Raw genomic sequence first — 21991 nt, 5'->3', positions numbered from 1 at the left:
TCAGACGTCCAGGAAGCGGATGTCCTTGGCGTTCTGCTGGATGAAGGTGCGGCGGGACTCCACGTCCTCGCCCATGAGCATGGAGAAGACGGCGTCCGCGGCGGCGGCGTCCTCCATGGTCACCTGCAGCAGGGTGCGGTGCTCCGGATCCATGGTGGTGTCCCAGAGCTCCTGGTAGTTCATCTCGCCCAGGCCCTTGTAGCGCTGCACGCCGTTGTCCTTGGGGTAGCGCCAGCCCTTGGCCAGGCCGGCCTCGACGGCGGCGTCGCGCTCCTCGTCCGAGAACACGTAGTCGTGCGGGGCGTTGGACCACTTGATGCGGTACAGCGGCGGCTGCGCGAGGAACACGTGGCCGGCCTCGATGAGCGGGCGCATGTACCGGAACAGGACGGTCAGCAGCAGCGTGGTGATGTGCTGTCCGTCCACGTCCGCGTCCGCCATGAGCACGATCTTGTGGTACCGCAGCTTGGAGATGTCGAACTCCTCGCCGATGTTGGTGCCGAACGCCGTGATCATCGACTGGATCTCGGCGTTGCCGAGGGCCTTGTCCAGGCGGGCGCGCTCCACGTTCAGGATCTTGCCGCGCAGCGGCAGGATGGCCTGCGTCTCCGGGTTGCGGCCCTGCTTGGCCGAGCCGCCGGCGGAGTCGCCCTCCACGATGTACACCTCGCAGCGCTCGGGGTCCTTCGAGGAGCAGTCGGCCAGCTTGCCGGGCATGCCGAAGGACTCCAGCGGGGACTTGCGGCGCGCGTTGTCCCGGGCCTTGCGGGCGGCCAGGCGGGCGTGCGAGGCCATGATCGCCTTGCGGATGATCTCCTTGGCCGGGCCCGGATTGCGCTCGAACCAGTCGCCGAGGTGGTCCGTGACCGCCTTGGACACGAACCCGCGGGCCTCGGAGTTGCCGAGCTTGGTCTTGGTCTGGCCCTCGAACTGCGGCTCGGAGAGCTTCACGGAGATCACGGCGGTCAGGCCCTCGCGGATGTCCTCGCCCGTGAGGTTGTCCTCCTTGGGCTTGAGGATCTCCTTCTCCCGCGCGTAGCGGTTGACCAGGGAGGTCAGCGCGGCGCGGAAGCCCTCCTCGTGGGTGCCGCCCTCGTGGGTGTTGATCGTGTTCGCGTAGGTGTGCACGGACTCCGAGTAGGCGGAGGTCCACTGCATGGCCACCTCGACGGCCATGGAGCGGCCGTCCGAGACGTCCTCGGCCTCGAAGGCGATGACGTCGTCGTGGACGTACTCGACCTTCTTGGCGGAGTTGAGGTGCTGGACGTAGTCGAGCAGGCCGTTCTCGTACAGGTAGGTGACGGAGCGGCGCTGGGGCTCCTGCTCCGCCTCCTCCGCCAGGCCGTTCTCCGCGACGTCCTCGCCGGCGGCGCCCTCGCCCGCGATCTCGTCGTCGACGACCTCGTTGGACTCCTGGACGCGCTCATCCGTGAGGGTGATGCGCAGGCCCCTGTTGAGGAAGGCCATCTGCTGGAAGCGGGCACGCAGGGTCTCGTAGTCGAACTCGATCGAGTCGAAGATCTCCGGGTCCGGGTAGAACGTCTGCACGGTGCCCGTGGCGTCCGTGGCCTCCCCCTTGACCAGCTCGCCCTGGGGCACGCCGCCGTCCGCGAAGGACATGCGCCACACGTGCCCCTGACGGCGGACCTCGGTGTCCACGCGGCGGGAGAGCGCGTTGACCACGGAGATGCCCACGCCGTGCAGGCCGCCCGAGACGGCGTAGCCGCCGCCGCCGAACTTGCCGCCGGCGTGCAGGATCGTCATGACGACCTCGACGGTCGGCCTCCCCTCGGTGGGGTGCAGGTCCACGGGGATGCCGCGGCCGTCGTCCGCCACGCGCACGCCGCCGTCGGCCTGCAGCGTGACGTCGATGCCGGTGGCGTAGCCGGCCAGCGCCTCGTCCACGGAGTTGTCCACGACCTCGTACACGAGGTGATGCAGGCCCCGCGGGCCGGTGGAGCCGATGTACATGCCGGGGCGCTTGCGGACGGCCTCGAGGCCCTCGAGCACGGTGATGGCGCTGGCGCCGTACTCACCGGGCACCTTCCGGTCCTTCACCGGGGCCTCGGGCTGCCCGACGGCGTCCGGCACGGCCTCCGGGTTCGGCGCGGCCGACGCGGCGGTCGGCTCCTCCGCGGGGTTCTCGGGCATGGCGTCAACCACGGGTGGCTCACTTCCTCGGACGTCGGCGGCAGGGTCGACCCGCGCGCAGGCGCGCGACGCCGCCCGGACAGGACCGGCACGCGACACGCTCCCGCAGATCCACGGGGGCGGGGGACGGACGACGGCCGGCCCCCTCTCACTGGTCCCAGTGTACCGCCTGACACCCCGAGGACCCGCATCGACGGGGGTCCGCCACGGGAGAACACCCGCTCAGCGGCCAGGGATACGGCTCAGGACGCGCGCAGGAGACCGTCCATGCCTCCCGGGCCGTCACCGACCCTGTGACCGCGCCAGAGCGGCGCCCATGGCCTCGCCGCGTCCGGGACCTCGTCGGGCGGCGCGGGGTGGCCGCGGACTCAGCCGTAGGTGTCGCGCGGCCCGCGGCCGCCGCGCACGGTGCGCGGCCCCTTGCGCCAGCTCGGGGCCTGGGGCCCCACCACGTCGATGCGGGTCACGACGCCGGGCCCGAGCGCCTCGTCGAAGCGCTGCAGGAGCACGGGGCTCATCAGGCGCAGCTGCGTGGCCCACGCGGTGGAGCTCGTCCGGACCCGCACCACGGAGTCCTCGAAGCTCTCCGGGCGGCAGTGCAGCGCGATCTCCGGCCCCACCAGCTCGGCCCAGCGGGTGAGCACGGACCCGACCGCCACGGGGGTGGACCAGCCGCGGTCGCGGATGAGCCGGCCGAACACGGTGGACACCGTGGCCGGGTCCCGGTCCGCACCCCCGAACGGGCGCCGACGGTCCGGCCGCTCCCGGCCGGCCGACGTCGTGCCCGCCATGGCCCCGGCCAGGCCCGCGCCCGTCCCCCGCGCCCGCAGCGGCGCCTCGCCCCGCTCCCGGGCGGCCTCGCGGACCCGGCGCAGCTGCACGAGCGCCAGGTCCGGCCGGTCCGGCTCGAACGGGGCGGGGGTCTCAGCCATCGGCCCCGCCCTCGCGCCGGGGCTCGCGGATGTCGCCCTCCACGGGGGCCGCGGCGGCCACGGCCTCGGAGCCCTCCGCGTCCTGGCGGATGAGCACGCGGTGGGCCGTGAGCTCCTCGGGGACGTCCTCGAGCGCGGCGGCCGTGACGATCACCTGCTCGGCCCGGTGCACGAGCGCGGCGAGGCGGCGGCGACGGGCGGCGTCGAGCTCCGCGAACACGTCGTCCAGGATCAGGACGGGGCGGGCGTCGGGGTCCGGGTCGTCGGCCACGAGCACGTCGTAGGCCGCCATGCGCAGGGCGAGCGCCAGCGACCACGTCTCCCCGTGGGAGGCGTAGCCGCGCGCGGGCGCCGGGCCCAGGAAGAGGGCGAGCTCGTCCCGGTGCGGGCCCACCAGGGTGAGCGACCGTGCCCGCTCCTCCTCCCGCTGGGCCTCGAGCGTCCGGCGCATGTCCGCGGCCAGGTCCGCCACCGCCGGGACCTCCGTGTGGGTGCCGCGGGCCAGCGGGACGGTGGACTCGTAGGCGTAGGTCGCCGCCTTGGAGCCGTTGGTCAGCGCCGCATACATCTCCTGGAGGGGGCGGGCCAGCAGGCGCAGCACGTGCAGGCGGCCGTGGAGCAGGCGGGCGCCGGCGGCGCAGAGGTGCTCGTCCCAGACGGCGAGCGTCGCGTCCTCCTCGGGGCCCCAGCGGCGCGAGCCGCGGCTCGACTTGAGCAGGGCGTTGCGTTGGCGCAGCACGCGTTCGTAGTCGGCGGCGGCCTCGCCGAGCGCCGGACGCAGCTGCACCATGAGCTGGTCGAGGAGACGGCGGCGGCCCCCCGGCTCCCCCGTCACGAGGCTCAGGTCCTCCGGGGCGAAGACCACGGTGCGCAGGATCCCGAGGCCCTCCTTCGCCCGCACGGGGGCGCCGCGGTTGATGGCCACCTGGTTGGACCGGCCCGGCAGGATCTCCAGCTCGAGGGCGACGGCGCGCGATCCGCGGTGCACGCGTCCGGCGATCCGGGCTCGGTCCCGGCCGAAGCGCACGAGCTGCGCGTCCGAGCTGACCCGGTGCGACTGCTGGGCGCCGAGGTAGCCGATCGCCTCCACGAGGTTGGTCTTGCCCACCCCGTTGGCCCCGAGCAGCACCGTGGGCCCCGGCGTCAGCTCCAGGTCGGCCCAGCGATAGGACCGGAAGTCCGCGACGGTGAGGTGGGACAGGTACACGGGAGCGTCCAGCCCCCTGCGTCAGGCGATGCGCACCGGCATCACGAGGTAGCGGTAGTCGGAGACGACGCCGTCCTCCTGGTTCACGCCGGTGAGCAGGGCGGGCTTGGGCGCGGACGTGAAGGCGAAGCGCACCTGCGGCTGGTCCACCACGGCCAGGCCCTCGGAGAGGTAGGACGGGTTGAACGCCACGGTGATGTCCTCGCCCTCGAGCGTGCACGGCACGGACTCGTTGGCGCTCGCGTCGTCGCCGGTGCCGGCGTCCAGGGTGACCTGGCCCTCCGTGAACACCATGCGCAGGGCGGTGTTGCGCTCGGCCACGAGGGCCACGCGGCGGGACGCCTCGACCAGGGCGGCGGTGTCCACCACGGCCTGGATGGGGCTGGACTCGGGGAAGAGCGAGCGGATCTTGGGGTACTCGCCGTCCACGAGCACGGAGGTGGTGCGGCGGCCGCCGGAGGCGAAGCCCACGAGGTCGGCGGTCTGACCGAGCAGGATCTCCAGGTCGCCGCCGGAGCCGAGGGACTTGGCGACCTCGGTGAGCGTGCGCGCCTTGATGAGCAGCGACGTCGAGAGGGACGGGTCCGCCGGGGTCCAGCGGATCTCCTTCATGGCCAGCCGGTAGCGGTCCGTGGCCAGGAAGGTCATGGTGTCGCCCTCGATCTCCACCTTCACGGCGGTGAGGATCGGCAGGGTGTCGTCCTTGGAGGCGGCGACGGTGACCTGGGCGACGGCGTGGGCGAACGCGGCCCCGTCCACGGTGCCTGCGGGGGCCGGCAGCTCGGGCAGGGCCGGGTAGTCGCCCACGGGCATCGTGGCCAGGGCGAAGCGGGAGGAGCGGCAGGTGACGAGCACCTTGCCGCCGTCGAGCTCCACCGTGACCTGGGCCTGCGGCAGGGAGCGGACGATGTCGTTCAGCAGACGGCCGGAGACGAGCACCTGGCCCGCGGTCTCGACGTCCGCCTCGATCTCCAGGCGCGCGGAGGTCTCGTAGTCGAAGCTCGCGATGGACACGACGCCGGCCTCGGCCGTGATCAGCAGGCCCGAGAGCACCGGCACCGGTGGGCGCGGGGACAGGGAGCGGGCGGCCCAGGAGACGGCGTCGGTGAGGATGTCGCGTTCGACGGTGAACTTCACGAGCTGCACTACCTCTCTGGGGGTGATGACGGGGGTTGCGGGCCCGGGGGGAACGGCGACACGCGGGCCTCAGCATAGGCGGTCCGCGCGGCGGGTGTCAGGTCGCAGACGAATGACAGCGGTGTGATTCCACGGATCTCGGGCGCCCGGGCGCAGCCCGGGCCCTCGAGGCGCTCAGCTCGGTGAGGGGCGGCGGAGATGATGTTGCTTGGCGGGATCTCTCCAGGGGGATCAGAAGGAGTGGTAGCGGGTGTGGATCCTGTGGAGAACGCCGTTCTGCCGCGCCACCATGCGGATCCGGTTGGGGGAACCGTGTGGACGCCCGCTCGTTCGGGGTGTGCATCCGGTGTGGACAAGCCCCGGAGGCCCTCCCCCCGCTCTGCACAGGCTCGTCCGGAGTTGTCCAGACTCATCCCCGGATCCACCCCCCAGTTGTCCACATTCCTGTCCACAGGGTGCGTCCACACCCGGCGAAACCCGCGAGATCATGCGGTTTTCGGCTGTGGATACCTGTGGATAGGTGTGGGCAACCGAATGACACCCGTGTGATTCACCAGCCTGTGCGCCGTCGTCGTCCCCAGGGGTGTGGACGCGGCGTGAGCGGCCTGATTCCGCCATCCACAGGGGCGGCGGTTGTCCACAGCACCGAGGGTTCTCCACAGAGTTGTCCACACCGGTGGACAATGTGGAAGAAGACTCGAGTCCCGGTCGAAGGTTCGAACCGGGACTCGAGGGGGCAGTGGGTGGCTCAGGCGCCGCGCTGTTTCCGCTTGATCTCGTTGGTGAGCTCGGTGACCTGGTTGTAGATCGTCCGCCGCTCGGCCATCAGCTCGCGGATCTTGCGGTCCGCGTGGATGACGGTGGTGTGGTCGCGGCCGCCCAGGACCTGACCGATCTTGGGCAGCGACATCTCGGTCAGCTCGCGCAGCAGGTACATGGCGATCTGCCGCGCCGTCACCAGCGTGCGGGTGCGGGACTTGCTGGTCAGCTCCTCGAGGGTGAGATTGAAGTACTCCCCCGTAGCGTGCAGGATCAGCTCCGGCGTGATCTCGTGCGCCGTCTCGTCCGTGATCAGGTCCTTGAGCACATGCTCGGCCAGCTCGATGTCCACGGTCTGTCGGTTGAGCGAGGCGAACGCGGTCACGCGGATCAGCGCGCCCTCGAGCTCGCGGATGTTCGTGGAGATGCGCGAGGCGATGTACTCCAGGGCCTCCGGCGGGGCCACGAGCCCCTCGGCCTCCGCCTTCTTCCGGAGGATCGCGATGCGCGTCTCGAGGTCCGGCGGCTGGATGTCCGTGATCAGCCCCCACTCGAAGCGGGAGCGCAGCCGGTCCTCGAACCCGGAGAGCTGCTTGGGCGGCAGGTCCGAGGTGATGACCACCTGCTTGTTGTTGTTGTAGAGCGTGTTGAAGGTGTGGAAGAACTCCTCGACCGTCGCCTCCTTGTCCGCCAGGAACTGGATGTCGTCGATCAGCAGGATGTCCACGTTGCGGTAGACCTGCTTGAACGAGGCGCCCTCGTCGTGGCGGATGGAGTTGATGAAGTCGTTGGTGAACTCCTCCGAGTTCACGTACCGCACCCGCAGGCCCGGGTAGAGGCGACGGGCGTAGTGCCCGATCGCGTGCAGCAGGTGCGTCTTGCCCAGGCCGGACTCGCCGTAGATGAACAGCGGGTTGTACGCCTTCGCCGGCGCCTCGGCCACCGCGTTCGCGGCGGCGTGCGCGAACCGGTTGGACGAGCCGATCACGAACGTCTCGAAGTGGTAGCGGTCGTTGAGGCGGCTGGTCTCCGCGGACGTCGACGGCGGCGCGGGGGTCGGATTGCCGTTCCCGCTCGGGGCCGCGGTCGCAGCGGGCGCGACGTCGGCCGGCGGCTCGATGCGGAAGCCCGGCAGCTCCTCGGCGACGGCGCGGCGGGAGGTGGCGGCGGTCGCAGCCGGGGGCAGCTCGACGTCCGGCACCGCGGCGGCGGCCGGTCCGCCCGCGAGGGAGGAGCGGCGGGCCTCGGACGAGGGGGTCCGCGGCGGCTGCAGGTTCGCGTCGATCGAGATGGCCAGCAGGATCTCCTCGCGGAACTCCTTGGTCAGGGCGTCCGTGAGGGCGTCGGCCACCTGGGTGCCCTGGAGCGTCTCGCGGGTGGTCTCGTTCGGCACGGCCAGCAGGAGCGTGTTGCCGATGAGGCCCTGCGGCTGGGCCAGGTAGACGAAGCCCATGAGGCGGGCGCTGACCCGCGCGTCGTCCTCGAGGGAGCCCACGACGGAGCGCCACGAGCTGAGCACGGCCTGGTCTGCCACCACGGAGGCTTCCTTTCCTGGGGCAGACGTCCCCGAGGACGGGGGCGGCTGCGCGAGACGGACGACGGTGCTCGGAGTCTAACGGTTGTCCACAGGGTTGTGCACAGACGGTGGACAACCCCTATCATCCTGTGGACGACCGTCCCGGGCGCCCACGGGCGTCCGGGATCCGCGCGCACCCGTTTGACCCCTGCGCACCCCGGCCACTAGAGTTGTCTGGTCCCCCGGGTGTCGGTTGATCGTGCCCGCCGGGGATTTCATGTCAGAGCCTCACCGGTCCTTCCCCCTGGTCCACCTGCTCAGGTCGACGGTCGAAGGCACACAACACGTCGTGGAGAGATCACAGTGACCAAGCGCACGTTCCAGCCCAACAACCGCCGTCGTGCCCGCAAGCACGGCTTCCGTGCCCGCATGCGCACCCGCGCCGGCCGCGCCATCCTGTCCGCTCGCCGCGGCAAGAACCGCGCCGAGCTGTCCGCCTGAGGACCTCGGTCCAGGGACGGCGCGCCCCGTGCTGCCCCGTGACCGTCGCGTCCGCACGCCCGCGGAGTTCCGTCACCTCGGTCGCACCGGCACCCGCGCGGGTCGGCGCACCGTCGTGGTGAGCGTCGCCACGGACCCCGATCAGACCCGGTCCACGTCGCCGAGCGCCCCTCGGCCGCGGGCCGGGTTCGTCGTGTCCAAGGCCGTGGGGAACGCGGTGACCCGCAACCGGGTGAAGCGGCGGCTGCGCGCCGTCGTCGCGGATCAGATGCGCCTGCCCCCGCTGCGCGACCTGCCGGTTCTGGTGCAGGTCCGCGCGCTGCCGGCCGCCGCCGAGGCGGACTACGCGCTGCTGCGCCGCGAGACCGTCGGCGCGCTCGGCAAGGCCCTGAAGCCGCACCTGCCCGCCGCCTCGGAGCACGCGTAGATGACCGTCACGCCCTCGCCCTTCGTCGTGCTCGAGCCCTCCCGTGAGTGGGGGCCGCTGCGCGCGCTGCCGTCCGCCCTGCTGGCGGGCCTGCTCACGGTCTATCGGGCCGTGGTCTCCCCGCTGTACGGACCCGTGTGCCGGTTCTTCCCCAGCTGCTCCGCCTACGGGCTGGAGGCCGTGCACGTGCACGGCGCGGTGAAGGGGTCGTGGCTCGCCGCGCGGCGCATCGGCCGGTGCCATCCCTGGAACGACGGCGGCGTGGACCCGGTCCCGCCCGGGCACCGGCGCTGGCCGCCGGGCCGGCAGCCGCGCATCCTCGCCCTGAACCACCCTCCCATCCCACCTGATCTCCCGCAGGAGGATTGACCCCCATGTTCGAAGCCATCCTCTCCCCGTTCCGCTGGCTTATGTCCTGGCTGCTCGGGGCGTTCCACAGCATCCTGGAGTTTGCGGGCCTGCCCGCGGACTCCGGCTGGACGTGGGCCCTGTCCATCCTCCTGCTGGTGGTGCTCATCCGCACCCTGCTGATCCCGCTGTTCGTCAAGCAGATCAAGGCCCAGCGCGCCATGCAGGCCATCCAGCCCGAGCTGCAGAAGCTGCAGGCCAAGTACAAGGGCAAGAAGGACCAGCTCTCCCGCCAGGCCATGGCCATGGAGCAGCAGGCGCTCATGAAGGAGCACAAGGCGAACCCGTTCGCCGCCTGCCTGCCGCTGCTGATCCAGATGCCGTTCTTCTTCGCGCTGTACCAGGTGTTGATCGGCGCCCGCGGCGCGGCCGAGCGCGGCGAGGCCATGGACGCCCTGTCCGCGGACCAGATCCGCTCCTTCGAGGGCTCCACGATCTTCGGCGCCCGCATGTCGGACACCTTCATGAACTCGCTCGGCGCGCCGGGCAGCGGGCCCGTGATCGTCACGGCGATCGTGCTGATCCTGCTCATGTCGGGCTCGATGTTCTTCATGCAGAAGATGCTCATGACGAAGAACATGACGCAGCAGGCCCTCTCCGGGCCCATGATGCAGACGCAGCAGATCATGCTCTACGCCATGCCCCTGATCTTCGGCATCGGCGGCATCAACTTCCCGATCGGCGTGCTCCTGTACTGGACCTACTCCAACTTCTGGGCCGTCGGCCAGCAGTGGTGGATCATCCGCAACAACCCGACCCCGGGCTCCCTCGCCGAGAAGGAGCTCAACGAGCGCCGCGCCGCCAAGGGCCTGCCCCCCGTGGGCCAGAAGGTGTCGAACGCCGAGGCCACGCCCTCGTCCGCGCACACCCAGGCGGGCCGCGGCGGTGCCGTGCTGAACGGTGAGGTCGTCCGCCAGTCGGGTCAGCGCGTCCAGCCCCAGCGCAAGAACCGCAGGAGGAAGTGAGCATGTCCGCCGAGAACGTGACCCCGGCCCCCGAGGCCGAGGACGCCGTCGTCGAGACCCCCGCGGGCCAGGGCTCTCGCGTCGCGGAGCAGGACGATGCCGCCGTCTCGGAGGCGGTGCGCCGCCTCGAGGAGGAGGGCGACGTCGCCGCGGACTACGTCGAGGAGCTGCTCGACATCGCGGACCTGGACGGGGACATCGACATCGAGGTCCGCGACGGGCGCACGTACGTGTCCGTCGTCTCCGAGGACCACGACGAGCGCCTGGACGGCCTCGTCGGCCCCGACGGCCGCACCCTGGAGGCCCTGCAGGAGCTCGTCCGGCTGGCCGTGCTCGCCGCCACGGGGCACCGCTCCCGGCTGATCCTGGACGTCTGCGGGCACCGGGAGCGCCGCAACGTCGCCCTGCGCACCGCCGCCCAGGCGGCCGTCGAGCGCGTCCGCGCCGGCGAGGGTCCCGTGCACCTCGAGCCCATGGGCGCGTACGAGCGCAAGATCGTCCACGACGTCGTCGCGGACGCCGGCCTGACCTCCGAGTCGGAGGGCGAGGGCGCCCGCCGGCACGTGGTCATCTCCGCCGATGACTGAGCGGGGCTCGGCCTACGAGCGGCGCCCCGGGCTGGATCCGCGGGACCGGGGCGACCGTCCCGCACCCGTGGGACAGCCGGCACCGCCGCTGACCGATGCGCTGCGGCCGGCCGCCGTCGAGCTGTTCGGCGAGGCCCTCCCCCGGGCCGAGGCGTACGTGGCCCACCTGGCGGACACCGGCATCGAGTGGGGCCTGATCGGTCCGCGCGAGGCGCCCCGTCTCTGGGAGCGCCACGTCCTGAACTGCGCCGTGGTCGAGGAGCTCCTCCCGCAGGGTGCGCTCGTGGCCGACGTCGGCTCCGGTGCGGGCCTGCCCGGCCTGTGCCTCGCGCTCGCGCGCCCCGACTGCCAGTTCCTGCTCATCGAGCCGCTCGAGCGGCGCGTGGAGTGGCTGGACATGGTGGTCGCCGACCTCGGCCTGGAGAACGTGGACGTGATCCGCGGCCGCGCCGAGCAGGTCTCCGGGAACCTCGACGTCGACGTCGTGACCGCCCGCGCCGTGTCCGCGCTGAAGACCCTCGTGCCGCTGACCATGCCGATGCTGCAGGGCGCCGGGGAGCTGCTGGCCATCAAGGGCCGCTCCGCGGCCGACGAGATCGCCGCCGCCCGCAAGGTCCTGCGCAAGTATGGTGGTGCCGAGCCCGAGATCCTCACGGTGGGCGAGGGCCTGCTGCCCGAGACCACCACCGTCGTGCGCGTCAGCGCGCGTCCCCGCTGACCCCTCCCCCACCGGGACGGGACGGGCCGGGCGGCAGCAGATCCGCACACCCGCGACCCAGGAGGTAGAGCCGCATGGCGCAGGAGCAGGAGAGCCGGGGTGGGGCCTGGAGGGCCCTGCGCCAGAAGTGGACCGGCCGGACCGCCGAGAAGGGCGGCGCCGACGTCGAGGAGCCCGCGCGGCTCCAGCGTCGCCGTCTGACGCGCCCCGACCGCACCCGCGTGTTCACGACGTCCAACCAGAAGGGCGGCGTCGGCAAGACGACGACGACGGTCAACCTGGCCGCGGCCCTCGCCCGCGCGGGCATGCGGGTGATGGTGGTGGACATCGACCCGCAGGGCAATGCGTCCACCGCGCTGAACATCCCCCACACCGGAGACGTGGCCTCCGTGTACGACGTGCTCCTGGGCGAGATGGAGATCCAGGACGTCGTGCAGGACGCCCCGGACGTGGACGGCCTGCAGGTGGTGCCCGCGACGATCGACCTGGCCGGTGCCGAGATCGAGCTGGTCTCGCTGGTGGCCCGCGAACAGCGACTGTCGCGGGCGCTCGAGGCGTACACCGCCTGGCGCGAGGAGGACGGCCAGGAGCGGCTGGACTACGTGTTCATCGACTGCCCGCCGTCCCTGGGCCTGCTGACGGTCAACGCGTTCGTGGCGGCCGAGGAGGTGCTCATCCCGATCCAGGCCGAGTACTACGCCCTCGAGGGCCTCTCCCAGCTGCTCAAGAACGTGCAGATGATCCAGAAGCACCTGAACCCGCGTCTCCAGGTGAGCACCATCCTGCTGACGATGTTCGACGCGCGGACCAACCTCGCCGTGCAGGTGGCGGAGGAGGTCCGGACGCACTTCCCGGAGCAGCTGCTGAACACCGCGATCCCCCGCAACGTCCGCATCTCCGAGGCACCCAGCTATCAGCAGACGGTGCTGACCTACGACCCGGCCTCGGCGGGCGCCGTGGCGTATCGGGAGGCGGCCGCGGAGATCGCCGGCCGCGGTGCCCCGGCCGTGAAGGGCTGACGCCCAGGCGGTCCGCTGCGGTGATCGCCGGGTGGTGCCGCTGACGACGACGTAAGCCCGCCGGAGGGAGCAGTCCCCCGGCGGGTTTCGTCGTGAGTGAGCGTGGCCCGGAAGATGGGGGGTGAAAAGACAAGCGGAAACGCTGGGCATGGCGGATGACCGTGTTTCACGTGAAACGACCCCCTCCGAGGGTGCGAGCGTGGTGCCGCCGCGGCGGGACGATGGGGAGGGGTGCCCGTGGTAGACCGCTTCCGTCTGACGCGCTCCCCTCTCCTCCCCTGGCCCGGCCCCTCCGCCGCCGGCCAGGCGCACCTGTCGCGAGGCCTGGGTGCAGCCGCGGGCGGCGACGCACGAACTCACGGGGTGAACGGCATGGCGGCGGGGCGGCGACGGCGGCTGTGTGGGGGCCGGCGGTGCACGCTGCGTTGAAGTGCTCCGCGAGGGCTGCGCGACGCGTGGGGAACGTCCTGGCCGCCGGGCGCGGCCGTGCAGGGTATAATCCGTCCCTCCTCCTTCACCCGGGTGCGCTGCAGCCTCGAGGATGCAGCCAGCGAGCAGGCCGGGTGCTGTGACTGGGTGCCCCCTCTCCCCCACGGTCAGACCTCCTCGCCGTCGGTGACGTGCAGGGAATCGGGGCCAGAGCGGAGCACGGGCCGTGGTGTCGCCGCGAGGCACGCGGCCGGTCTGCCGTCAGCGTGTGCGAGAGCAGACGTCAGCGGCGATGGTGGGCTGCTGTGATTCGTCTGAGTTGGAGGGGCCGAACGGCGGCGCCAGAAGGACAGTTCTACTGTGCATTCCTGTGTACGGAGTAGGAGAGAGTCCGGCGAAGAGGGGCGGCCGCACGCCCCCAATGTATACAAAGACAAGCATGTGAGCTGGCACTTTGCGGAGTCAGCAGTGGTTAGCGGCTATCGTCGATGTTGATATGTGGACAAGATCTGTGGACAAGGGGACGCCGTGGGTAGGTGGCCGTGGGTGCCACCATGGCGCTGGTTGGTCTGGCGAATTCCCAGCGCGGCCCGACGGCTAGGTACGGGGTCGGCAGGGGAATGCTGAGTCAGCCTGGGTCCCCTCCCCCGGGAAACCCGCATCAGCTCAGTGCGGGACGCTCAGGCCACACGGTTCTGACCCCTGCAACGACGTGGAAGCAGGACGTCGATCACTCAGGTGGTGGCCGGGGGTTTCACGTAAAACACGATGCTCGCGCGTAGATCTAGCGTCGATCCCCGGAGGGAGCCGCGTGCGGACGGACGGGTGAAGACCCGGTTCCACACGAGTCGGACGTGAAACTTAATGGGCAAAATGGGCAGACGGGAGGAATGGGCCCGGTCTGTCGGGCGGAACGGCCTGCCATATGTCTGTACGGCCGCTGCTGACGGCAGCGACTACATCGAACAGTACGGTCAACGGCACAAGTCGGTGCAAGCTGCGCGACATGGGACCCGCGACCCGGCGTTCGTGCCCAGTACGCCGCCACGTTTCACGTGAAACCGAACGACCGACGTCCGGCGCTCGACGCGCCCGGGTCACGACGTCAGCAGCGCGAGGAGTCTGAACCTCGAACGCATCTCACGCCTCCTATGGACGCCAGTATCTGAATGCAACCCGCTCGTGGGCGGACTTCCGTGGCACGAGTGCATGGTCGAATCTTCGAACGATACGTTTCACGTGAAATGAGCTTCGGGTGAAAGCGCCGTGCCGCGAGGTCACAATCCCAGGCGATCCAGGGAGCACACGATCCGTGCCGGGAGCGAGCTGACCGAGAATGGCGCAGTAATGTGGCACTGACTCGCGGGTGAGCGAGCACGTGGGTTACCCGAACTCATGTCGTACTTGGATGACAGACTCGTCCGTGTTTCACGTGAAACGCGGATGGTGAGGCAGCGTTCAATTCGTGAGCTGCGCGGGTGTAAGGAAGCACTGACGGCGAAGCGACGAGTAGGCCGAGCTCATCCGTTCGGCGATTCGAGTGTTCACATCACACCGCGGGGAAGTGGCACGAGTGCTTCGCTGCTGGTCCGCCATTGCGCGTCCGATGAAGCACATACATCATGCGGGTAGCCAGCGATCTGAGTACCGTCCGCACGGAGGGCTGATCGGCCGGGGAGAACACGAACAACAAACTGACAGCCGTGATTCTGATACCGTCCGCTCGTCGACGCGGGCTCGCGTTTCATGTGAAACGAGTGAACTTCGAGAGGGAACACGAGGAGGTCTTGAGGATTGCAGCGGCACCCTTCCGAAGCGCCCCCACTATGAGTGTTCCACGTGAAACACTCACGCTCGCGGCAGGTGCTGTCCGCGCGCCCACATCCTGCCGTCCGGGCCCAATACGGACGTCTCACCCCAGAACCGAGGCCCGAACCTCGCCGCGCCCCTTGCACGTGTCAGGCCCTCGCGCGCCCCCCGGCGGTCAGGGCCAGAGCACCTTGAGAAGTGTCTTCCCGCCGCCCGGGACCATCGAGACCAGGCCGCTCACCTACACTGATCCCAGACCCACTCACTGCAGGAGGACCCGTTGAAGACGAGCCGTCGAGGAGGCCTGGGGCGAGGCCTCGGCGCCCTGATCCAGAGCACTGTAGAAGCCCCGGAAGAGAACGCCGAGGCCACCTCCCCGAAGGACTCTGCGGTGCCGGTGAAGAGCGGCCCGAAGGCTGCCGCGGCAGCGGAGGCCACCACGACATCGACGCGGAGCACCGCGACGACCGAGACGCCAGGGGGGTCCAACGAGCCCGCCCCGTCGGCCTCGCAGCGGAAGACCGCGGGCCGAACGACACAGGCCGGGAAATCAACGGCTGCGACTGGCAGGAACGCCACGTCCGCCACGAAGGCAGGGCCCACCTCGTCGAAGCGTGCCTCGCGACCCGCGCAGCGTCCCGTCGACGTGTTCTTCTCCGCAGAGTCCGAGGATGCACCCGCGGCGCGGCCGACCAAGGGGCGTCCGGCCATGCCGACGGTGAAGGCGCCCAGCAAGCGTGCCACCTCCGCGACGTCGTCGAGGAAGGAACCGGGGGACTCGAGCGTTGAGTCCGCCGCGACCGAGGGGACCGTGTCCGCGGACATCGCGGTCCTGCGGGAGATCCCGGTGGGGGACATCCACCCCAACCCGCGGCAGCCGCGTGAGGTGTTCGACGAGGACCACATGGCGGAACTGGTCACCTCGATCCGCGAGGTCGGCATCCTGCAGCCGATCGTCGTGCGCGAGGTGGACGGCCCCACCCCCCATGAGCTGATCATGGGAGAGCGCCGGTGGCGCGCCACCCAGAAGGCCGGCCTGGACACCATCCCGGCGATCGTCCGCCAGACCCCGGACCAGGACCTCCTGCGGGATGCTCTGCTGGAGAACCTGCACCGCTCCCAGCTGAACCCGCTCGAAGAGGCCGCCGCCTACCAGCAGCTCATGGAGGACTTCGCCTGCACGCAGGAGGAACTGTCCCAGCGCATCGGCCGCTCTCGTCCGCAGATCTCCAACACGCTGCGGCTGCTCAAGCTGCCGCCCCTCGTGCAGCGCCGCGTGGCCGCCGGCACGCTCTCGGCCGGCCATGCGCGTGCGCTGCTCGGTCTCACGGACCCGTCGGACATGGAGCGTCTGGCGCAGCGGATCCAGTCGGAGGGCTTGTCCGTCCGGTCCACGGAGGAGGCGGTCGCGCAGCTGCAGGGCGGGCTCCGGCCGGGCCGCACGCCGCGGCGCAGCACGGACGACGCCCGCCACGAGCGCCTGGACCACTACGCCACCGCGCTCACCAGCCGCCTGGACACCGCCGTGAAGATCACCCTCGGCGCGCGCAAGGGCCGCATCGCCATCGACTTCACCACCGTGGAGGACCTGAACCGCATCATGGACCTCATCCAGGGCGGTCAGGACGGCAAGGGGAAGGGCAAGAAGTCCTGATCCGGAGTTCCCGCGGACGGCGTCCACGGGCACCCGCCGCTGGTCCTGAAGATCAACGCACGACGGCCCCGTCACCCTCTGGGGTGACGGGGCCGTCGTGGTGAGTGGGGGAGGGGCTCAGCCGAGCAGGGCCGAGAACTCCTTCTCCAGCGCGGCCTTGGGCTTGGCGCCCACGGACTCGGCGACCTTCTCGCCGTTCTGGAAGCCCACGACGAGCGGGATGGAGGTGACGCCGTAACGCGCGGCGATGGCCGGGTTCTCGTCCACGTTGAGCTTGGCGATCACGGCCTTGCCCTCGTGCTCCACGGCCATGTCCTCCAGGACGGGTCCGAGCATGCGGCACGGGCCGCACCACTCGGCCCAGAAGTCCACGAGGACGGGCAGCTCGGACTGGAGGACCTTCTGGTCGAAGTCGGCGTCGGTGACGGTGATGGTGCTCATGGCAGCCTCCTGGGGTTTGTTCTGTGTCTGACGAGGGTGGACAGGGGTGTTATCGACATGATTCATGACGCTCCGTCAGGGGTCATGAGTCAGTGGCTCATGCCGGGTTCGCGTCCGACTCCGGGCCGGCCGGCGCGGCCTCCTCCACATCGGCCACGGTCGCGAGGTAGTGCTCCACGTCCTGGGCGGCCACGCAGCCCGAGCCGGCGGCGGTGACGGCCTGGCGGTAGGTGTGGTCCGTGACGTCGCCGGCGGCGAAGACGCCCGGCTGGGAGGTCCGCGAGGACGGATGGTCGATGCGGATCGTGCCGTGCTCCGTGAGCTCCACCTGGCCCTGCACCAGGTCCGTGCGCGGGTCCTGGCCGATGGCGACGAACAGGCCGGTCACGTCCAGCGTGGACGCCTCGCCGGTGCGGGTGTCCCGCAGGCGGAGGGTGTTGACCTTGTCGTCACCCGTCACCTCCGTGACCTCGGTGTTCCAGCGGAACTCGATCTTCTCGTTCTCCATGGCCCGGTGGGCCATCACCTTGGAGGCGCGCAGCTCGTCCTTGCGGACCAGCACGGTCACCTTGGACGCGAACTTCGTGAGGAACAGGGCCTCCTCCATGGCGGAGTCGCCGCCGCCCACGACCGCGATCTCCTGCTCGCGGAAGAAGAAGCCGTCGCACGTGGCGCACCAGCTGACGCCGTGGCCGGAGAGGCGCTCCTCGCCGGGAACGCCGAGCTTCCGGTAGGCGGAGCCGGTCGTGAGGATGACCGCGTGGGTGCGCAGCTGGGTGCCGTCGCCGAGCGTGAGCACCTTGGGGTTCGACGTCAGGTCGGCCTGCACGACGTCGTCGTAGACCACCTCCGTGTTGAACCGGCGGGCCTGGGCCTCGAGGTTCGCCATCAGCTCGGGCCCCTGCACACCCTCCGGGAAGCCCGGGAAGTTCTCCACCTCGGTGGTGTTCATCAGCTCGCCGCCCGCGGTCACCGCCCCGGCCACCAGGACCGGGGAGAGCTCGGCGCGGGCGGTGTAGATCGCCGCGGTGTATCCGGCGGGGCCGGATCCGACGATCACGACGTTGTGGACGCTCTGGTCCTGGGCGGTGGGGGCCACGGGTTCCTCCAGTGGATCGGGGTGGTGGACGCTCCTCCAGGACAACGGCGGAGCCACGGGCGGGTATTCCGCGGTGCCGGGGCCGCGGTGCGACGACGTCCGGCGACGGCGGCCGGAAGGTCCGGCGCGCCGTCGCCCGGGCGCGGGGTCAGCGGACGGCGATCTCGCCGAGGCGCAGGCCGAACGGGAGGTCCGACGTCGTGCCCTCCAGCTGGGGCAGCGAGGTGAGGCTGACGATCACGTACTCGGCCTCGGCCTCGGTGCCCTCGAACGGCACGGGGATGGAGACGGTGTCCTGGTCGAAGGTGCCGTTGCCGATCTCCTTGGCGTTCGCGCCCTCGGGGGAGTCGGCGATGTAGGCGAACCAGGCGCCACCGGTGGCCCCCGTGCTCTGCAGGGTCACCTCGTTCACCTCGGTGCGCTCCTCGAGCTGGACCACGAGGTTCATGCTCTCCACATAGCCGCCGAAGTTCGGCCGTGCGTAGGCGAAGGTGCGCCACACGGTGGTGGGGTCGCCGTCGATGAGGTTGCTCAGGTCCGCGTCGTGCTCGGCCTCGTGCTCCGGCAGGTCCGGCACCGAGCGCAGGGCCTGGACGGGCTGCGGGGCGGCCGCGGCGCTCTCGCTGGACGGGGTGGGGGAGGGGCTGGTGCTCTCCGACGGCGACGGGGTGTCCGATGCGGACTCGGACGACGCAGACTCAGACTCGGACGACGCGGCCTGCGGCGCCGGCCCGCCGCGCAGGTTCTGGGCCAGCAGCACCCCGCCCACGACGAGTGCGGCCAGCAGGCCGAGCACGAGGAGCAGGGCCAGCGGACCGCCGCCGCGCGTGCGGCCGTGGCCGTCGCCCGGGTCGGCCACCGTGGCGCCGTCGCCGCCCCCGGTGGTGGCCGGGGCGGCCTGGGCATCCGGAGCCGCGGCGGCGGCCGTCGAACCGGCAGCCGCCGCGCCTGCTGCCGTTGCGACCCCGGCCCCGGCAGCCACCGGCGCCGCCGTGCCGCGGGACTCCTCGTGGGCGGTCGGCGCGGACTCGGCCACGATCGCTCGGCGGGGGACGGGGCGCTGGCGCCGCACGGGGATCGCCTCGGTGTCCGGGGCGACCGGCTCCGGCGCGTCGGTCTTCTCGGCCGCCACGGGCTCGACGGGCTCGACGGGCTCGACGGGCGGCGTGGCCCCGTCGGCATCGGCGTCGGTGGTCTGCGCGGCGGCGGCCCCCGCCGCGACAGCCGGGAGTGCGGCGGTGCCCGCCTGGGCCTCGCGCTTCTCAGCTTCGCGCTCCGCGGCCTCGCGTTCCTGGGCCGCGCGCTTCTCAGCCTCGCGCTCCGCGGCCTCCCGGGCCCGCTCCTCCTCGGCACGACGGCGGGCCTCGGCCCGGCGCTCGAGCTCGCGGCGCTCGGCCTCCTCCCGCTCCGCGGCCAGCCGGGCCTGCTCGGCCTCCCGCTCGCGCGCGGCCCGCTCCTCAGCCTCCTGCTCCGCCTGGCGACGGGCGCGCTCGGCCTCGGCGCGGCGCTCCTCCTCGGCACGCTCCTCCGCCTCCCGACGTTCGCGTTCTGCGCGTTCGGCGGCTTCCTTGCGCTCCCGCTCGGCCCGCTCCGCGGCCTCCCGTTCGGCGCGGGCCTTCTCCTCGGCCTCCTTGCGCTCGCGTTCTGCGCGCTCGGCGGCCTCCTTGCGCTCCCGCTCGGCGCGCTCGGCGGCCTCCTTGCGCTCCCGCTCGGCGCGCTCGGCGGCCTCCCGCTCCGCCCGCTCGCGCTCCTCCTGCTGCTTCCGGGTGGCGGCGTCCGCCGCGGCCAGGGCCGACGCCCCGGCGGCCGCCTTCGCCGCGGTGCCGTCGGAGGGACGGACCCGCTCGGCGAGGCGCTCGGAGAGGCGGTTCAGGAACCCGGGACGACGCTGGGCCTCGTCCTCGTCCGCGCGGAGCCGGCGGTCGAGGTCGGTGTAGTACGCCTCGTCGTCGTCGTAGGCGTGGGGGTCTCCGGTCCGCGACTCGCCGAACAGCTCGGAGCCGAGGCTGTCCGTCTGGAACGGCTCCACGTACAGCTCCTGCGGGTACGCCAGACCCAGCAGGACGTCCGGGTCGGGGTCCCCGCCGGCGATCAGGTACGTGCGGCCCTCCGACAGGCCCAGGTCGAGCACCTGCACGTCGTCGGTGCGCTCGCCCGTGGCCAGCTCCCGCGCGGACGAGGCCACCTGCGTGGCGTTCTCACGTGAGGCCACGAGCACGGTGACGCGGCGGTTGAGCACCTGGTCCGTGCCCAGGAACACCATGTCCTGGTCCGCGGACGTCACCACGTGCTGGGTGATGCGATAGCGGCCGCCCAGGACGGCGCCGACGGCGATGGGCTGGGGCACGGGCTCTTCTCCTGACGACGGGGTCGGAATCCGATGATACGTGGCGTGGCCGTCGCGGCCAGAGATCAGCCGACGCGCAGCAGACGACCCAGCGCCGGCACGCGGGCGACGAGCGGCCGGAGGGCGTCGTCCAGCTCGGGGAACCGCATGGCCCGCAGCACCATCAGGTACACCGGACCCATCGCCACGGCCGCCACCGCGCACGTGAGCAGCGCCGTCCCGATGGAGTTCCACGCGAACCCGCCGGTGTACCCGCCCAGCAGCCACACGACGACCGCGCCCGCGGCCGCCGCGGCCAGCGCGGCCAGGCCGGTCTGGACGTGGGCACGCAGCACGGATGCGAGGCCGTAGTCCCCGAACCGGCGCACGGTGAGCACATGGGTCAGGACGAACTGGTACACGTACGAGACGGACGAGGCGACCGCGACCCACAGGGCCATGGACCACAGCGGCAGCAGCATCGCGCCCGCCCACGAGAGCAGCAGCATCAGGAGCGAGCCGCTGACCTGGACCACCATCGGCACCTTGGCGTCCTCGGCGGCGTAGAACACGCGCAGCAGGTAGAAGGAGCCCGAGCGGAACGGGATGGACAGCGCCAGCGCGAGCAGGACCGAGCCCACCGCGACGCCGGCCACCATCGCCGTCTCGGCCGTCGAGCCGAAGACGCGGCCCAGGGGGCCCGCCAGGACCACCACGCCGGCGAGGCAGAACATCAGCGGCACGGTGAACGCGCGCAGACCCTGCGCCGTCGTGCGCCGCACCGCGGACATGTCCTGGCGGCCCATGGCGCGGGCCAACCGGTTGAAGAGCACGGTGGCCAGGGAGAGCACGAACACCGAATGGGGCAGCACGGCCATCAGCATCGCCATGTTGTACGCGGCCACACCGGGGATGGCCGCCTGCGCCATCTCGGCGCTCCAGGTCTCCGTGCCGGGGATGCGCAGCTCGCCGCGGTCGCGGGCCTCCGTGGCGGAGGTGACGTACCGCTGGCACAGCAGGAGCACCACGTTCGTGGCGACCATCGTGATCAGGGTGTACCCGGCGATCCGGCCGGTGTCCCGCAGGCCGATGCCCTTCCAGCCGAACCGCGGGCGCAGACCCAGGCCGAGCCCGCGCAGCGGCAGGAAGAGGATCACGGCCTGCAGCACGACGCCCAGGGTGTGGCCGCCGGCCAGCACGACCGTCTGTGCGCTCGTCCACCCGGCGAGGTCGTCCCCGGCCCGGTACGCCCCGAACATGCCCAGGTACAGCACGATCGCGCCGATCGCGACGACGTTGTTCAGCACCGGCGCCCACATGTAGGCGCCGAAGCGCCCGTTGGCGTTGAGCACCTGCCCCACCAGCGCGTACATGCCGTAGAAGAACACCTGGGGCAGACACCACAGGGCGAACACGGTGGCCATCTCGAGCTTCTCCGGCGACCAGCCGCGGGTCAGGGCCGTCATGAGCGGGGCCGCCGCCAGCATGACCACCACCGTGCCGGCGAGCATCACGAGCGTGCCGAGCGTCATCAGGCGGGAGGTGTAGTCCGCGCCCCGGTCGGCGTCGCGGGCGTGCTTGATCAGCTGCGGCACGAGCACGACGTTGAACACGCCGCCCACCAGGAGCAGGTAGATCACGTTCGGCAGGGAGTTGGCGATCTCGAAGATGTCGGCCATGTCCGCGGACAGGCCGATCGCCACCGTCACCAGCGTCGCACGGACGAGGCCCAGCACGCGGGAGAGGAGCGTGCCGGAGGCCATGATCGCGGTGGACCGGCCGGCGCGGCGCTCGCCCTCGGGGGTCTCGTCCGCGGGGTCCACGGCGGCCGGATCCGTGGCGGGGGCGGGGTCCGTCGTCGTCGGCTCCTCGTCGGCGACGCCGGCGTGGGCGGGGTCCTGCGCTC

At 71.5% G+C, this 21991-nt stretch carries 17 protein-coding genes; 8 read left to right on the top strand and 9 right to left on the bottom strand.

Annotated elements, in window-relative coordinates:
* The 5 genes from gyrB to dnaA form a co-directional block, all read right to left on the bottom strand.
* Nucleotides 1–2163, bottom strand: a complete 2163-nt coding sequence (gene gyrB, locus J1M38_RS09610; RefSeq protein ID WP_134377490.1) for a DNA topoisomerase (ATP-hydrolyzing) subunit B — start codon at nt 2161–2163, stop codon at nt 1–3.
* A 356-nt stretch (nt 2164–2519) separates the two neighbouring features.
* Nucleotides 2520–3083 carry a DUF721 domain-containing protein gene (locus J1M38_RS09605; RefSeq protein ID WP_036314430.1) on the bottom strand — a complete coding sequence of 188 codons (564 nt, stop codon included), beginning with the start codon at nt 3081–3083 and terminating at the stop codon, nt 2520–2522.
* Nucleotides 3076–4290, bottom strand: a complete 1215-nt coding sequence (gene recF, locus J1M38_RS09600; protein ID WP_206481302.1) for a DNA replication/repair protein RecF — start codon at nt 4288–4290, stop codon at nt 3076–3078. The genes J1M38_RS09605 and recF overlap by 8 nt, the downstream gene beginning before the upstream one ends.
* Nucleotides 4291–4311: 21 nt before the next feature.
* Nucleotides 4312–5427: a DNA polymerase III subunit beta gene (gene dnaN, locus J1M38_RS09595; protein ID WP_170747710.1), complete on the bottom strand. Its 1116-nt coding sequence runs from the start codon at nt 5425–5427 to the stop codon at nt 4312–4314.
* Between the two features lie 748 nt (nt 5428–6175).
* A complete protein-coding gene (gene dnaA, locus J1M38_RS09590) occupies nt 6176–7723 on the bottom strand; it encodes a chromosomal replication initiator protein DnaA (protein ID WP_206481301.1) in 1548 nt (515 codons plus the stop codon).
* A 342-nt stretch (nt 7724–8065) separates the two neighbouring features.
* Between dnaA and rpmH the strand changes: the two genes are divergently transcribed.
* From rpmH to J1M38_RS09550, 8 genes are all read left to right on the top strand, one after another.
* Nucleotides 8066–8203 carry a 50S ribosomal protein L34 gene (gene rpmH / locus J1M38_RS09585; RefSeq protein ID WP_002856443.1) on the top strand — a complete coding sequence of 46 codons (138 nt, stop codon included), beginning with the start codon at nt 8066–8068 and terminating at the stop codon, nt 8201–8203.
* Between the two features lie 28 nt (nt 8204–8231).
* Complete coding sequence (rnpA, locus tag J1M38_RS09580) at nt 8232–8630, top strand: ribonuclease P protein component (RefSeq protein WP_002856442.1); 399 nt, start codon at nt 8232–8234, stop codon at nt 8628–8630.
* The gene (gene yidD, locus J1M38_RS09575) at nt 8631–8999 is read left to right on the top strand and encodes a membrane protein insertion efficiency factor YidD (RefSeq protein ID WP_002856440.1); all 369 of its coding nucleotides are present in this window, start codon (nt 8631–8633) and stop codon (nt 8997–8999) included.
* Nucleotides 9000–9004: 5 nt separating this feature from the next.
* Nucleotides 9005–10003, top strand: a complete 999-nt coding sequence (yidC, locus tag J1M38_RS09570; protein ID WP_010079777.1) for a membrane protein insertase YidC — start codon at nt 9005–9007, stop codon at nt 10001–10003.
* A 2-nt stretch (nt 10004–10005) separates the two neighbouring features.
* Complete coding sequence (locus tag J1M38_RS09565; protein WP_049145024.1) at nt 10006–10590, top strand: R3H domain-containing nucleic acid-binding protein; 585 nt, start codon at nt 10006–10008, stop codon at nt 10588–10590.
* Entirely contained in the window at nt 10583–11308 is a 726-nt protein-coding gene (rsmG, locus tag J1M38_RS09560) for a 16S rRNA (guanine(527)-N(7))-methyltransferase RsmG (protein WP_095353493.1), read from the top strand. The genes J1M38_RS09565 and rsmG overlap by 8 nt, the downstream gene beginning before the upstream one ends.
* A 74-nt stretch (nt 11309–11382) precedes the next feature.
* On the top strand, nt 11383–12327 hold the full coding sequence (locus J1M38_RS09555) for a ParA family protein (RefSeq protein WP_241246616.1): 945 nt from the start codon (nt 11383–11385) through the stop codon (nt 12325–12327).
* Between the two features lie 2518 nt (nt 12328–14845).
* The gene (locus J1M38_RS09550) at nt 14846–16219 is read left to right on the top strand and encodes a ParB/RepB/Spo0J family partition protein (protein WP_078025341.1); all 1374 of its coding nucleotides are present in this window, start codon (nt 14846–14848) and stop codon (nt 16217–16219) included.
* A gap of 117 nt (nt 16220–16336) precedes the next feature.
* Here J1M38_RS09550 and trxA read toward each other — a convergent pair whose 3' ends face one another.
* The 4 genes from trxA to murJ all read right to left on the bottom strand — a co-directional run.
* A complete protein-coding gene (gene trxA, locus J1M38_RS09545; RefSeq protein WP_323662986.1) occupies nt 16337–16726 on the bottom strand; it encodes a thioredoxin in 390 nt (129 codons plus the stop codon).
* Between the two features lie 31 nt (nt 16727–16757).
* Nucleotides 16758–17759, bottom strand: coding sequence for a thioredoxin-disulfide reductase (trxB, locus tag J1M38_RS09540; protein WP_078025342.1), 1002 nt, complete (start codon nt 17757–17759; stop codon nt 16758–16760).
* A 148-nt stretch (nt 17760–17907) separates the two neighbouring features.
* Nucleotides 17908–20106, bottom strand: coding sequence for a hypothetical protein (locus J1M38_RS09535; protein ID WP_206481300.1), 2199 nt, complete (start codon nt 20104–20106; stop codon nt 17908–17910).
* A gap of 65 nt (nt 20107–20171) precedes the next feature.
* On the bottom strand, nt 20172–21991 hold a 1820-nt coding region (murJ, locus tag J1M38_RS09530), incomplete at its 5' end, for a murein biosynthesis integral membrane protein MurJ (protein ID WP_206501233.1).

Origin of the sequence: Micrococcus sp. KRD070, assembly GCF_017168435.1 — a bacterium.
GTDB lineage: Bacteria > Actinomycetota > Actinomycetes > Actinomycetales > Micrococcaceae > Micrococcus > Micrococcus luteus.
This window is presented reverse-complemented; position numbering and strand designations above follow the sequence as displayed.